Genomic DNA, 13,638 nt, shown 5'->3' on the forward strand with positions numbered 1-13,638 from the left:
GAAGAAGATCGATGAAGCATGCTCGTTTCCGCCGGCTCGCGCCAGCGACCCTTTTGACCGTCGCGGTTCTCGCCTCGACACTGACTGCCTGTGACGGTTCCGACCCATCCGCCGCATCGGCGGTCGACTACGAGCCCGGCACTGTGGTGCGCGTGATCGACGGAGACACCCTCGTCATCAACTTCGACGGCGATGACCAGACCGTCCGTCTGTTGAACGTGGACACCCCGGAGACCAAGCATCCGGACAAGCCGGTCGAGTGCCTCGGCCCCGAGGCTACCCAGAAGCTCGAAGCGCTGACGCCGCCCGGTACGCGGGTCGGGCTGGACTTCGACGTCGAGCGGACGGACAGGTACGACCGCGTACTGGCCGCCGTGTTCATCGAGGACAAAACGTTTGTCAACGCAGAACTTGCTCGGGTGGGCCTGGGTGTGCCAATTCTCATCGAGCCGAACAAGAAGTACTACGACGAGGTGCAGGCCGCCTACAGCGAGGCCTCCGCCCAGGGCGTCGGGCTACTGGACGATGCTGCGGGCTGCACGGTGCCGGCAGAAGTGGCCGACGCTGTGGAAGCCCTGACGGCGGCCACGGCGGCGCCCGTCGGCGACACCGAATCAGCGGCCGTTGCAACCGCCGCTGGCATCCTCACTGCCCTGACCGCGGCCAAGGCAGCCCGAGGAGCACTGGAAGCAGGCAAGGACACGGTCCGTGTCCTTGCACTCGGAGCCGATCGCACTGCCGCATTGGTCCGTGACCTCGACACCCAGATCAGCAAGGGTGAGCGGTCATTCGCCGCAGCCAACACGAAGGCCGCCTCCCTCAAGGAAGCTGAGAAGGTGGCTCAGGCTGCAGCCGCGAGGGAGAAGGCAGCCCAGGCAGCCGAAGCGGCACGCGTCGAAGCAGAACGCATCAAGGCGGAAGCAGCAGAAGCCGCACGCGTCGAGGCGGAACGCCTTCAGGCGGAGGCTGCAGAAGCTGCTCGCATCGAGGCAGAACGCGTGCAAGCCGAGGACATCGCTCGCGCCGAAGCTGACCGGTTGGCAGCCGAAGCCGCGGCAGCCGCTGAACAGGAGCGCATCCGGAACCTGCCCCCCGTACCCGAGCCATATATCACGCCCGCACCGCCGTACGTCCCTCCTGCTCCCCCTGCGGCTGCGGATCCCTACCCCGGCTACACCGGCCCCCGCTGCTATGCACCCGGCGGTAAGACCTACCGGCCCTGCTGAACGAGGAGGGCCTTTCCTCGGACGGAGCTGAGCCAGGAACGGTGAAGTTACGACGGCCCAAGCGGGCAGAGTCCTGACCCTCGTGGGAATGGTTCGGAATGAGCACTCCTTGTAAAGGCATCACTGGTTAGATGAGTCCATGGAGCAACAAAGCGAAGAACTGGCACTAGTCATCACTGGTGGCGAAGTCGCCCTCGTTGGTACTACTGACATTGTGCAGAAGTTCATGCAGGAGTTGGCGATACGCCCTGAACTGGGCCAGAAAGCCAGACGCGCAACGATTGATGCCGTTGCGGCAGCCGCCGGCCTCAGCGCTGTGCATGGGTCACCCGTCGTCGGTACTACATTTACGATGGCATCCGACTCCGCTGGGCTCCTCAAGAAGTACGCTGAATTCAATCAGGACGGCCCGGTTGCCGGCGTCATTCGAGGCGCGAAAGGGCGTATCGTTTCGACGGCAAAATTCGAGCCGGCTCAGATGAACCCGATGGTCATGTCCAACGTCGCTGCACTCAGCGCGGCGGCTGCGCTCAAGGCCGCTCTCGCGGATTTGGAACAGCTCGTCGAAGCCATGGACATCAAGCTCGACCGGTTGATGTCGGACAACAGAGCGCAGGCACTAGGGGACGTCCAGGGCGTCACTCTGGTTCTCGAAAAAGCGTATGCCTTGTACGAAGAGACCGGACGGGTCAGCGAAACGACCTGGGCACAGGTATCCGGCCACAGCACATCACTGGCCCAGTCGACCTCGTACGCTCTCAACCAACTCGACGTCATCGTCGAATCTTTGGCTGCCGGGAGTGTGTCGGAACGTGCGGATGCGATCAAGCATGCAAGTCGTACTGATCTCCAGTCTTGGTTGGTCCTTCTCGCCGCATGCCAGGCGAACCAAGACCGCTTTGACGCCCTCGAAGTCGCCCATGTCGCGAAGAACGAGCCACTGGAAGTCGAGCACCACGTTCGAGCGATCGAGACCTCAGCTGCGCGCCGACGCGAGTTCACTGCTCAACGTCTTCAGAAGCTGAATGACGCTGTAAGCAGCACAGCAACCATCAATGACTTTTCCCGAGTAATCAGTCCACTACGAAGCAAGTCCACCCTGGACTCCGCCGAAACAATCCAGGCGACAGTCGCCAAGTTCGCAACGATCTATGGGCTTGAGACCCTTGTCTATGGTGTCGTGGAACGCGAGTCCTGGCGGAAGTCCCTGACCGACCTGACCGCCCAGACTCGCCAGCTCGTCGGTACTGCCGCGAGTTCTGTACCTGGGGCCGTTGGCAAGGCAAAGCCCCAGGTACAGAAGCTCCGAGAGATCGAGTTCTCGCGGCCGAAGTGGGCCAGACGAACGAGGGACGAGAATTCCGAGGGACTCAGCACCCTAGAGGAGCAGCGAGCGATCAGCCCACTGTCAGATACGCCCTGACGCTTGAGCGGAGCGCATCCGCGTGCTCGTAGATCTCGTCGAGCGAAGTGATCGGGATGCGTTGCTCGATCTTCTGCTCGTCGAAAACGCCTAGGTACTTCTGAACGCGGTTGAAGTGCAACCTGGCGATCGGCTTTCGGTTGTTGTCATCGAGCAACACCGCGAAGTAGGACTTTGCATCACGCTGGACCACGCGAGCTGGTTTCACTTCATTGCAGACGATGGCTCGCACAATTTGGTACCCCTCGAGCTCCTCGAGCGTGGTTTCTACACCTGTCTCGTTCAGGTCGTCCTCTACCACTTGCTCGCTGGTCACGGTCGCGGCAATCACGGAATCGCTGGCCATTGGGAAGTTGGGAGCACCAAGGGCTGTCTTGAGACGTTCGTTCACCTGCTCGTTCAGGAACTGCTTGGTAGCTTTCGTTACGAGCGTGGTGAACTGGTCACGCACCTTCTGTGTGTAGGCACCCCCGTCGTACACACGCATGGTCAATGACTTGATCCACTCCGCATCCGGCTCTTTGAACTGAGCCGCGAGCGTTCGTTTGATTTGGCCGATGTACTTCAGTTCACCCGCCGCGTTGATGATCGAATCGAGATCGAAGATCTCCTTCGTCAGCTTCATCAGCTCAGGTATCAGGGTCTCGTCGATGTCGTTGAGGTCCAGTACCAGGAAGGGCTTCGCGTCCATCCGGTTCGGTGCGTCCAGATCCGTGAAGAACTCGTATACCTCCCCGTTGGTGAGGATGGCAATCCGAGCGTTGGTGACGGCGAAGTACCGGTACAGCTGGGAGGCGTGCTCGATCTTCAGCGGTTCCTTCGACTTCTTACACTCGATAAGTATTTGAACGGTGCCGCCGTGCATGATCGCGTAATCAATCTTCTCCCCCTTCTTCACTCCGACGTCTGCGGTGAACTCGGGGACGACCTCGAGTGGGTTGAAGACGTCGTATCCGAGAATGGTCGAGATGAACGGCATGATGAAGGCGTTCTTCGTCGCTTCTTCGGTTTCTATCTGAGACCTTTGCTGCCGCACCTTCGCGGCGAGCGCTGTCAATCGTTCTGCAAAATCCACAAATCCCCCTGCGTTGAATGGTTGTCTCTCACCCTAATCCTGGGTCGAGACATTCCTCGTGAACAATCACCGGTGATCGTCCAATCGAGTCGCGCCGGAGGAGTCGGACCCTGGCTAGGAGTGCCAAGCGATCGCGCTCGTCAGCTGATTCCCCAGCCGCAGGACAGCAGCCTCGGTACTGGCGTCGCCGCAGGAGAATGACCTTGTCTGCGTGCTTAGGGAGGTAGCCAAGGTGTCCCACGAGATCCAGCACACGACGTCGTCGAGCCTTGCCATCAGCTCCTCCTCCGAAACGCCGATGCCGCCCGCTCGCTCCAGAACTGCGGGAAGGTGTAGTCGTATCGCGTCATGCAGTGGCATCTTGCCATGCCTCTGCACGGATACGGGCGGCTCGACTCCAAGCAGGAACAGTATTGGCATCCGTTCACCCGCGTTGCTCATCACTGCTACGTACTCCCGCGCGAGTTGTTCGGGCTGGAAGGAGCTGGACTTGATGCGCTTTGCCTCGACGAAAGTGAAAACGTCCGGCGACTGGATGATCGCGTCAGGCTGCACGATGAAGTTCTTGCTCGCAACTCCATCAGGGTTGATGGACATGTCCCCGGGAAGCAGCGACATCTCGGCCAGTTCGACGTGCTCGATCAACCGGGCCCGCGCCTCAACCGCTCCCGAGCATGATCGGACCACCTGCGCGAAGAAGTGGTCCCGTGGCAGGAGGTCCAGCCCCATCATCACTTCCGCAGTGAGCACGTTCTCCATGCCACGGCCACCCGCACGGTACTTGACAGCCTTCTCCCACGAAATTTCCTCCAAGAGCCGCGCAATCATGGAAGGTTGCAATACATCGTTGTCCATGGCTACATCCTCTCCCACCTTCAGTTGCACTGAGGGCGGCCATTCAAAATCACACATCGGCCGGACCATTGTGTGGCGTGAGGGCGGTGCTTATGATTTTCCCTGGCGGGGGCGGGCTCTGGTCTCGATCGATACCATCGGGGGCGATCCCATGACCGACTTCTTCACCGTGAAACCCGGCGAGACAGCGCCGCCGGTACCCGTAGGGCCCGTCCTCTGCACCGGGACCGCAGGCATGCGACGCATTCACCGTTTCTTCCTCTGGGCGTACGACGAGGCGCCCGGCCTGGTGCAGTCCGTCGAGCCGGGCGACACGGCCCGCGCCGCCTACGTCGGGGAGGTGCTGGGGAACTTCGACAACGTGCTCCACGTCCATCATGAAGGCGAGGATCTCCTCATGTATCCGCAATTGGCGGAAAGGGCACCCGTGTGCGCACTGCATGTGGAGCAGATGCTCGAGCACCATCGACAGGTCACGCAGCGGCTCGAAAGCATAGAGCCCGTCCGCCTGCGCTGGATGGAGACGGCGGACGCCAGCACGGGAATGAACCTCGCCGAACGGTACAGGGACCTCTCGTCAGTCCTTCAGGTGCACCTGCGCCGGGAGGTCACGGAAGTGATGCCCGTCGTGGACCGGGTGATGACCGAGAAGGAAATAGACGCGGTCGGGCAGCACGGTCTCGACACATTCGACAAGAAGTTCCTGGTCGGTTATCTCGGCATGGTGCTCGCCACCAATCCCCCCGGCGACCGGGAGGAACTGTTCAAGGAAATCCCCCTTCCAGTCCGCCTCGCCTACCGCCTCATCGGGCGCAGGCTGTATCGGAAGCAGTACGCCACACTCTTCCCGGGACGCCCCATTCCCGACACTCTCTGAACCAGCCTTCACCATCGGCAGCCCGCTCCGCGCCCACACGGGGGACGAAAGCCTCTGACCACCGGCCATGAACGGGGCTGAGGATCGAATCCCACGCAGGCGCGATGGTGCGGTCGTCACCCGAGGAGAAGAGCGTGCAGAGGAAACAGTCCACGACCTTCCGGGACAGGACCGACGCCGGCCGGCAGTTGGGACAGAGGCTCGCAGGGTTGCGGGGTCAGGACGTGGTGGTGCTGGGTCTGCCCCGTGGAGGTGTTCCGGTGGCCTTCGAGGTGGCGAAAGCCCTCGGCGCGCCCCTGGACGTGATCATGGTGCGGAAGCTGGGGGTGCCGTTCCAGCCGGAACTCGCCATGGGCGCCATCGGGGAGGGCGGCACCCGGGTTCTCGACACGTACGTCCTCTCGCTGACCAAGGTCACTGATGAGGATCTGCAAACGGTGGAGACGAAGGAGCGCCGGCTCCTGGAGGCTCGGCGCACCCGCTACCGGCGGGGAAGGAGCCGGGTGGACCTTCAGGGGCGCATCGCCGTCGTGGTGGACGACGGTGTTGCCACCGGCTCCACTGCGCGGGTGGCGTGCCAGGCGGCCAGGCAGCTCGGCGCGGCACGGGTGATCCTGGCAGTGCCTGTCGCGCCGGCCCGGACCGTGGCCTCGTTCAAGGAAGCGGACGAGCTCGTGAGCCTGGTGTCACCGTCGAAGTTCCGGGCTGTGGGCTACTACTACCAGGACTTCTCATCCACCGAGGACGACGAAGTGGTCAGGCTGCTCGATCTGCCGACCGCGAATCTGAGCTCGACGCCGAACCCACCGGCTTCCAAGCCGGCCTGAAGACCGTTCCAGGCCCAGGGCTCCGGGGCTTGGAACTCCACCAGCGGAGCCGACAACACCGAAGGAGCATCACATGGAACGAGTCATCGACAAGGTAGCCCTCGTCACCGGGGGTGCACGCGGCATCGGCGCTGCTGTCGCCTTGCGGCTGCATGGCGAAGGGGCGAGGGTCGTCATCGCTGACATCCTGGACGAGGACGGACAGGAAACCGCGGAGCGAATCGGCTCTGGCTCTGTCTACGTCCACCTCGATGTGACCGATCCGCAGGACTGGCAGGCTGCCGTCGCCACCGCCGTCGAGGAATTCGGCGGTCTGGACATCCTGGTGAACAATGCCGGCATCGTAAACTTCGCCCCCATCGGGGAGTACACCCTGGAACAGTGGAACGCTGTCATCGCCGTGAACCTGACCGGCACGTTCAACGGGATCAAAGCCGCACTTCCGGCACTCACACAGTCCAGAGGCGGGTCGATCATCAACATCTCCTCGATCGCCGGCATGCGCGGCTACGAACAGATCCCGGGATACACGGCATCGAAGTTCGGCGTGCGTGGACTCACCAAGAGCGCTGCCCTGGACCTGGGACCTCAGCGCATCAGGGTCAACTCGGTCCATCCCGGGGTCATCTCCACCCCCATGACGGCCGACATCCAGTCGGACATGAGCCACGTGGCACTCGGGCGCGAAGGCCATCCAGGGGAAGTCGCGAACCTCGTCCTTTATCTGGCGTCCGACGAGTCGTCGTTCGTCACCGGAGCCGAGTTCGTCATCGACGGCGGTGATACGGCGGGCACGGTGACCCGCCGCGAGGAGACCTAGAACGCCTGCAGCAGACGAAGGGAGCGACCCCGGCTCAGCCTCCGGGTGTCGGCCGCGGCCCCACGCCGGCGACTGCATGTGCCCCGGACGGTGCTGCAGACGGCGCCGACGTGGGGTACCCGGCTGCGATCTGCCGCTTGACCTGCTCGAGCTCGTCCCTGAGCGCATCGACAGTGGCGCGGTACGTCGTGAACTCCGCCTTCCGGCGTCGGGCTCGTGCGAAGGCCACACACGCGGCGAGAACGGCCACCGGCACCGCCACCAGCAGGGCCCACCCGGACGTAGCGAGGAAATCCAGCGTCACGGGGAGGGCCTGCTGGAATGCCCGGAAGTCGTTCACGCCGCCCACGACTCCTTCCAGTGCGGAGTCGAGGGGTTCCAGGTACTCCCCCACCAGCGGCGTCCCGGAGAGCGACGGAGCACTCAGCGCCGCCCTTCCCTCGGGGGACCACCGCGCATCATCGAAGTGGTTCAGGACGTAGATCCCGGCAGCGGCGTTCAGTGCTGCGAAGAGGAGAACGGCACCGAGGGCGATCCAGTGAAGACTGCGTCGGAGCAGGACGCCGGCCACCAGCGCGACGACGGCGGGCACGATCCAGGTGAGGAGGTGAAACAGGTCGAGGCTCGCGCCACCCAGTAGATCCAAGGAATGTCCCCTAAAAAGTGAAGTCGATGCGCGCTCAGGCTATCTGTTCTCACTGACCGTAGCGGACAGCAACATCATGGACGACGCAGAACGGCGGCCGCCCACCGAAAGGTGAGCGGCCCGCCGTCGTGCGGGGTGACTCGAGAACGCCGTGGATCTAGAAGACGCGGATGGGGATCTCCGCCGGGTCCATGAGCAGACCCTCGATCTCGTCGTCGAGCTTCACCAGCGTGATGGACGCACCCGCCATGTCCAGGGACGTGCAGTACTCCCCCACATAGCTGCGGCCCACGCTGATCCCCTGCTCCGCGAGGCGCTTGTGCGCCTGCCCGTACAGCAGGTACAGCTCGCTGATCGGGGTGCCGCCGAGGCCGTTGATCATGAGCGCCACGCGGTCGCCCTCCGTGAAGGGCAGGTCCTTCACGATGGGGACGAGCATCTCCTCGACGATCTCGTTGGCTGGCATCATCTTCGCCCGACGGCGGCCCGGCTCACCGTGGATGCCGACGCCCATCTCGATCTCGTCGTCGCCCAGCTCGAACAGCGGGCTCCCCTTCGCCGGCGGCGTGCACGCGGTGAGCGCGACGCCCATGGTCCGTGTCACCGAGTTCACCTTCTCCCCGATCCGGATGACCTCGCCCAGGTCCGCGCCCCGCTCGGCGGCGGCCGCGACGGCCTTGATGACGAAGAAGTTGCCCGCCACCCCGCGGCGCCCGATCGTGTAGGTGGAGTCCTCCACGGAGACGTCGTCGTTGATGAACAGCGTCTTCACCTCGATGCCGTCCGCCGAGGACATCTCCTGCGCCATCTCGAAGACCATCTTGTCGCCCGTGTAGTTGTTCACCAGCAGCAGCACGCCCTTGGGCGATGCCATCATCTTGGTTGTCTCGTACACGTAGTCGAACGGCGGGGCCGCGAACACGTCACCCGGGCACGCGGCGTCGAGCATGCCCTTGCCCACGATCATCACGTGCGCCGGCTCGTGGCCGGAGCCGGAGCCCTGCACGATCGACACCTTGCTCTGGTCCGGGCCGTCAGCGCGCATGATCAGGTTGTACTCGGGCACGTACTTCAGGGTGTCCGGGTTGGCGAGCGCCAGGCCCTCGAGCATCTCGGGGACGAACTGCTGCGGATCATTGACGAACTTCTTCATGGAGGCTCCACATCGTTGTGAGGGTTGGACGGGTGGGAAGGAAGAGTCAGGGCCAGTCGGCCACGATGCGCTCGACGATCACGGCCACGGCTACCGCCCCGGCGTCGGGCGAACCGATGCTGCGGGTGCCGCTGTAGCTGGCGCGGCCGCGCTTGGCCTCCATGGTCGACGTCGCATCAGCGCACTCGCGCACCTTCGCCGCGAAGGCAGCGCGGCACTCCTCCGGCGAGGCCCCCGCGGCGAGCTGGCGTTCGAGCTCGTCGGTGGCTGGGATGAGGGCGTCGAGCAGGGTCTTGTCGCCGAGGTCCGAGTTGCCGCGCGCCTTGATGCCGTCGGTGGCACCGCGGAGCATGGCGACGACGGCGGCCCCGTCGATCGCGTCGACGGTCTTCGCGGCGGCGGACGCCCGCAGGAACGCCGTCCCCCACAGCGGCCCGGAGGTCCCGCCGATCCTGCTGGAGATGGCGAGGGCTATCTGCTGCAGGAAGGTGGCAGCGTCGTCGCGCTTGAGGGTGTCCCAGTCGGCCAGGACCTTCTCAAACCCGCGGGCGAGGGAGTAGCCGAGATCGCCGTCGCCCACCACGGCGTCGAGGTCGCCGAACTCCTTCTCCTTCTCGACGGCGGTCTGCGCCAGGGAGCGGACGACGTATTCGACGTCGTCGATCTTGGTGGTGCTCATGGTGTCTCCGTTCCGGTGGACGGTGCAGGGGAAGTCGAGGGCGCTGTCGACGAAGCGTCGAGGAGGGCTTGGAGCGTGGCGAGGGTGACGGCGCCGCTGCCGCCGACGCCGTGTGGATCGGCGAGGACCTCGACGGGCTCACCGTCCGGGTCGCCGAGCGAGCTGACGACGAGCGCCGCGCCCGTGAAGTCCTCCTCGCGGGTGAACCCGCTGACGGTCACCACGGTGGTGAGGCCGGCGGCGACGGCGGCGCGCAACCCGTTCCCGCTGTCCTCGACGACGATCGCCTCCCGCGGTGAAACACCGAGCTCCCGCAGAGCGAGCAGGTAGATGTCCGGCGCAGGCTTCTTCGCGGGCACCACATCGCCGGCGAACACCGCGAAGTGCACGGCCAACTCCTCTCCGACTGCGTGCGTCAGGACGGCGCGCACCGCGGGTTCCGCGGAGGTGGAGGCGACGGCGAGTGTCCACCCGGCGTCGTGCGCTTCCTGCACGATGCGGGCGATGCCTGGCCGGGCGGGCATGACGCCGCTCTCGACGAGCCCCTTGTAGATCTCGGTCTTCCGCTTGTGCCAGGCGAGGATCGCGGCGTCGGTGGCGGCGTCGTCGTGCAGGCCGAGCGACGAGGCGACCGACGGCGTGAGGATGCTGCGCATGCGCTCCTTGCCGCCGCCGATCCTCACCTTCTCGGCGTACTCGTCCACGCTCCACTGCACGGGGACGCCGAACTCGGAGAAGGTCTGGTTGAACGCGGGCAGGTGGCCGTACTGTTCGGTGTCGGCGAGCACGCCGTCGCAGTCGAAGATGAGGGCGGGCATGCTCAGCGGCCGCCCTTGCCGGCGCTGCCGAACTGCGTGCAGAGATCCGTGGTGAGGGCGACGACGTCGGCCCGCGTGTGCTTGAACAGCGACGGCGGATCCCACTTGTTGTTCTGCTCGGCCTGCTTGAGGAACGCCAGGCTGGACTGCATGTACGTCTCCTTGAGCGCCGTCGAGATGTTGACCTTCGCGCAGCCACGGGCGATGAGGTCGGCGAACTGGTCGGCGCTCAGCCCGCTACCGCCGTGCAGGGCGATGGGCACGTTGCGGGCCTCGACGAGCTGGGTGACGCGGTCGACGTCGAGCACGGGTGCTGCCTTGTAGCTGCCGTGGGCGTTGCCGATAGACGGGGCGAAGACGTCGATCCCGGTGGCGTCGATGAACGCGAGCGCCACCTCGAGGCTCTGCTGCTTGGAGACCTCGTCGGACCCGTGGTCGTCCTCGACGCCGGTGATGGCCTCGATCTCTCCCTCCACCTGGGCGCCGTAACTGCGGGCCTCCGCGACGACCTCGACGGTCTGGCGCTGGTTCTCCTCGACCGGGAGGTTGGAGGCGTCGAAGAGCACCGAGTTCCAGCCGGCCTTGAGGCATTCGGTGACGACGTCGCGGTCCGGGCAGTGGTCCAGGTGCAGGGTGACGGGCACCTCGATGCCGCGTGTCATCGACTGCCACATGTCGAAGAGCACGCGGGAGCCGATGCTGCGCACGGTCTTCACCGAGGTCTGCAGGATCACCGGGGAGTTGGCCTCCACGGCGCCGGCGAGCACGCCCTCCATGGTGAGGTCGTTGAAGATGTTGATGGCGGGCACGCCGTAGCGTGCCGCGAATGCCGGGTCCACGATGTCCTTCAGGGGTACTACGGCCACAATGATTCCTCCTGGTCAGGCTGCCCTTCACGCTAGGTGTGCTCCCCTGCGTTGGGTATGGGGGTTCTCCCGCCCCCGGCCTGGGGGGAATCACCACCCCGGGTAATCACCACCTCGCCAGCAGCGGATGCGGATGGTTGAGTGGGCCGCGGCCGCACGGCCTCCCACTTCAACGACGAAGGACACCATGACACCCGGATCAGTACTCGAAACCATCACGTCGGAAGAAGCCCGCATCGTCATCGACGCCGCGGCAGCGAAGGCCACGGAGATCGGCCAGCCCATGGACATCGCCGTGGTCGACGCCGGCGGGAACCTGAAGGCGCACGTGCGCATGGATGGCGCGAACATCGGCAGCATCACCATCGCGATCAACAAGGCCTACACGGCCATCGCCTTCCAGTGCGAGACCGGCGACCTGCAGGAACTCACTCGTCCCCACGGCCCTATCCACGGGCTGAGCGACGCCCATGGCGGACGCCTCGTGGTGTTCCCCGGCGGAATCCCGCTGGTGCGGAACGGCAGTATCATCGGTGCGATCGGCGTCTCCACCGGCACCATCGAGCAGGACCAGGAAGTCGCCTCCGCCGGCGCCGCAGCCTATCTGGAGTTCGCGGTCGCGTGATTCTGGTACTGCAGGGTCACGGTCTTAGGGCCGATCACCCTCGCGGCTGGACTCGGCGATCCGCTTGATCGCGGCGAGTGTCTGCGGAATGCCGTCGAGCGCCTGCCGGGTGCGGTCGGCGATCTGGGCGGGCGCATCGTCGCCGAACTTCTCCTTGAACATGGCGATGCCGCCCGGCAGGAAATCCCAGGATTCGGTGAGAGTGGTCCCGGTGCCGGCCGGAGTCAGCGTGTAGCCCCAGCGGACTCTGTCGCCGCCGACCGCCCAAGCGAACTCGCGGCCGCGCTCGGCAGCCACAACCTGTGACCGGGTCTCCCAGGTGCGGTGCGGGAGTTCGTTGTGCCCGGTGAACCAGGAACCCACCTGGCCTGCAACGGCGTCGTCGTCCCACCAGCACCGCGTGCAGACCGGACTCCACTCGCCGGTTCGGGTGATTTCGGAGACGAGGTAGTAGAGGCTGTCCGCCGACGCCTGAATGGTGATGGACTCCCGATGATGAAGGGTGCGTGTCTGACTCATGGGCTCATTCTCACAGAGCGGTTCTCCTGCGCCATAGCCACCGCGGGATCGGCTGCAGCGCTCCGTGCCTGCATAGACTGGGCTCCCGCGCCGGCTACGAAAGGCTCCGCACATGTTGAATACCGAACGAACCGGCACCGGAAGGCCACTTGTCCTCGTGCATGGGCTCGGCTCGAGCGTCCGCACCTGGGACCCCGTCCTCCCCCTGCTGCGGGAACAGCGTGAAGTCATCGCCATCGACCTCCCCGGATTCGGCGGCAGCGAGCCGCTCGCGGGCGAGGTGACCATCGCAACCCTCACGGACGCCGTCGAGCAGTTCCTCGAGCAGGAGAACCTGCGCGATGTGGATGTCGTCGGAAGCTCGATGGGTGGGCGGATCGTGGTCGAGCTGGCGCGGCGGGGGCACGCCGGCAACGTCGTCGCCCTCGATCCGGGAGGATTCTGGAGCGACACCCAGGTGCGCATCTTCAACGGCAGCATCACCGCGTCCATTGCGCTGGTACGGCGCCTCCAGTCCGTCCTGCCGTCACTCGTCCAGCAGGCTGCGGGCCGGACGGCGTTGCTCGCCCAGTTCTCCGCGGCCCCCTGGAAGCTCGACCCGGACCTCGTCCTGACCGAGCTTCGCGGATTCGCCACCTCGCCCAGTCTTGACGAGGCGCGCAAGTCGCTCGCGCACGGACCGCGCCAGGCAGGAGCGCCCCAGGGGACGATCAAGGGCACTCTGGCGTTCGGCTGGGGCCGGGCGGACAGGGTCACCCCGCTCAGCGAGGCCGCCGTTGCCATGTCCCTCTATCCGGACGCCACCCTGCACGTCTTCGAGGACTGCGGGCACTTCCCGCACTGGGACCAGCCGCAGGAGACGGCCCGGTTCATCCTCAACGCCACCGCCGCTCGGTCTTCGTGACTATCCTCTGAGCTTGCCCCGCTGAAAAACTTGTCTGCGTCTCGCACGGCTACCTGTGCCGGGTGGGATGCTCACGCAAGCGGTACGACGCTTCGCCTCTGGATTGACCGATTGGCTGCGCAGTTCCGTTTCGGCTGGTGACTGTACTGTCCGCCGTTCTCTTGGCAAGGCTCTCAAGGCCGGCTTGCGCGGCATATTCTCGCTCCGCTTGCGGTATTCCACGGACCGACCTCTTCACCGTGCCAATTCACCTCGCGTCCAAGTGTTGACGGCGTTGCCGAAAGGAACGCAGGGCAAAGATGAAAGAGGGCCTCAGGGTGGGCAC

Annotated in this window: 15 protein-coding genes; 7 read left to right on the plus strand and 8 right to left on the minus strand. The window is 64.9% G+C overall.

All coding sequences use genetic code 11. From position 1 onward, the window contains the following. Positions 1–11: 11 nt before the first annotated feature. Positions 12–1,226, plus strand: a complete 1,215-nt coding sequence (locus tag ACX80P_RS06520) for a thermonuclease family protein (protein ID WP_459277248.1) — start codon at positions 12–14, stop codon at positions 1,224–1,226. Positions 1,227–1,365: 139 nt separating this feature from the next. Continuing rightward, a complete protein-coding gene (locus ACX80P_RS06525) occupies positions 1,366–2,649 on the plus strand; it encodes a hypothetical protein (protein ID WP_459277249.1) in 1,284 nt (427 codons plus the stop codon). Here the strand turns inward: ACX80P_RS06525 and ACX80P_RS06530 are convergent. Both ACX80P_RS06530 and ACX80P_RS06535 read right to left on the minus strand, forming a co-directional pair. Then, positions 2,624–3,724, minus strand: a complete 1,101-nt coding sequence (locus ACX80P_RS06530; RefSeq protein WP_459277250.1) for a type I restriction endonuclease — start codon at positions 3,722–3,724, stop codon at positions 2,624–2,626. The genes ACX80P_RS06525 and ACX80P_RS06530 overlap by 26 nt on opposite strands. Positions 3,725–3,838: 114 nt before the next feature. Next, the gene (locus tag ACX80P_RS06535) at positions 3,839–4,579 is read right to left on the minus strand and encodes a hypothetical protein (RefSeq protein ID WP_459277251.1); all 741 of its coding nucleotides are present in this window, start codon (positions 4,577–4,579) and stop codon (positions 3,839–3,841) included. 151 nt (positions 4,580–4,730) lie between these two features. Here ACX80P_RS06535 and ACX80P_RS06540 point away from each other — a divergent pair, with 151 nt between their 5' ends. From ACX80P_RS06540 to ACX80P_RS06550, 3 genes are all read left to right on the plus strand, one after another. Further along, positions 4,731–5,456 carry a hemerythrin domain-containing protein gene (locus tag ACX80P_RS06540; RefSeq protein WP_459277252.1) on the plus strand — a complete coding sequence of 242 codons (726 nt, stop codon included), beginning with the start codon at positions 4,731–4,733 and terminating at the stop codon, positions 5,454–5,456. A gap of 134 nt (positions 5,457–5,590) precedes the next feature. Continuing rightward, positions 5,591–6,283, plus strand: coding sequence for a phosphoribosyltransferase (locus ACX80P_RS06545; RefSeq protein ID WP_459277253.1), 693 nt, complete (start codon positions 5,591–5,593; stop codon positions 6,281–6,283). A gap of 73 nt (positions 6,284–6,356) precedes the next feature. Continuing rightward, positions 6,357–7,103 (plus strand): glucose 1-dehydrogenase, encoded by a 747-nt coding sequence (locus ACX80P_RS06550; protein ID WP_459277254.1) that lies wholly within the window; start codon positions 6,357–6,359, stop codon positions 7,101–7,103. 34 nt (positions 7,104–7,137) lie between these two features. On the opposite strand, the gene ACX80P_RS06555 is transcribed toward ACX80P_RS06550, so the two are convergent. The 5 genes from ACX80P_RS06555 to ACX80P_RS06575 form a co-directional block, all read right to left on the minus strand. After that, the gene (locus ACX80P_RS06555; RefSeq protein ID WP_459277255.1) at positions 7,138–7,749 is read right to left on the minus strand and encodes a hypothetical protein; all 612 of its coding nucleotides are present in this window, start codon (positions 7,747–7,749) and stop codon (positions 7,138–7,140) included. Positions 7,750–7,906: 157 nt separating this feature from the next. Continuing rightward, on the minus strand, positions 7,907–8,902 hold the full coding sequence (dhaK, locus tag ACX80P_RS06560) for a dihydroxyacetone kinase subunit DhaK (RefSeq protein ID WP_459277256.1): 996 nt from the start codon (positions 8,900–8,902) through the stop codon (positions 7,907–7,909). 46 nt (positions 8,903–8,948) lie between these two features. Then, complete coding sequence (gene dhaL, locus ACX80P_RS06565) at positions 8,949–9,581, minus strand: dihydroxyacetone kinase subunit DhaL (RefSeq protein ID WP_459277257.1); 633 nt, start codon at positions 9,579–9,581, stop codon at positions 8,949–8,951. Continuing rightward, the gene (locus ACX80P_RS06570; protein ID WP_459277258.1) at positions 9,578–10,399 is read right to left on the minus strand and encodes an HAD-IA family hydrolase; all 822 of its coding nucleotides are present in this window, start codon (positions 10,397–10,399) and stop codon (positions 9,578–9,580) included. Before ACX80P_RS06570 ends, dhaL begins: the two co-directional genes overlap by 4 nt. A gap of 2 nt (positions 10,400–10,401) precedes the next feature. Further along, positions 10,402–11,265 carry a class II fructose-bisphosphate aldolase gene (locus tag ACX80P_RS06575; RefSeq protein ID WP_459277259.1) on the minus strand — a complete coding sequence of 288 codons (864 nt, stop codon included), beginning with the start codon at positions 11,263–11,265 and terminating at the stop codon, positions 10,402–10,404. Between the two features lie 187 nt (positions 11,266–11,452). Between ACX80P_RS06575 and ACX80P_RS06580 the strand changes: the two genes are divergently transcribed. Beyond that, entirely contained in the window at positions 11,453–11,890 is a 438-nt protein-coding gene (locus ACX80P_RS06580) for a GlcG/HbpS family heme-binding protein (RefSeq protein WP_459277260.1), read from the plus strand. Positions 11,891–11,914: 24 nt separating this feature from the next. Here ACX80P_RS06580 and ACX80P_RS06585 read toward each other — a convergent pair whose 3' ends face one another. After that, positions 11,915–12,409 carry an SRPBCC family protein gene (locus ACX80P_RS06585; protein WP_459277261.1) on the minus strand — a complete coding sequence of 165 codons (495 nt, stop codon included), beginning with the start codon at positions 12,407–12,409 and terminating at the stop codon, positions 11,915–11,917. Positions 12,410–12,521: 112 nt separating this feature from the next. On the opposite strand from ACX80P_RS06585, the gene ACX80P_RS06590 reads away from it, so the two are divergent. Further along, a complete protein-coding gene (locus ACX80P_RS06590; RefSeq protein WP_459277262.1) occupies positions 12,522–13,313 on the plus strand; it encodes an alpha/beta fold hydrolase in 792 nt (263 codons plus the stop codon). Positions 13,314–13,638 lie beyond the last annotated feature (325 nt).

Source organism: Arthrobacter arabinosi (assembly GCF_054511115.1).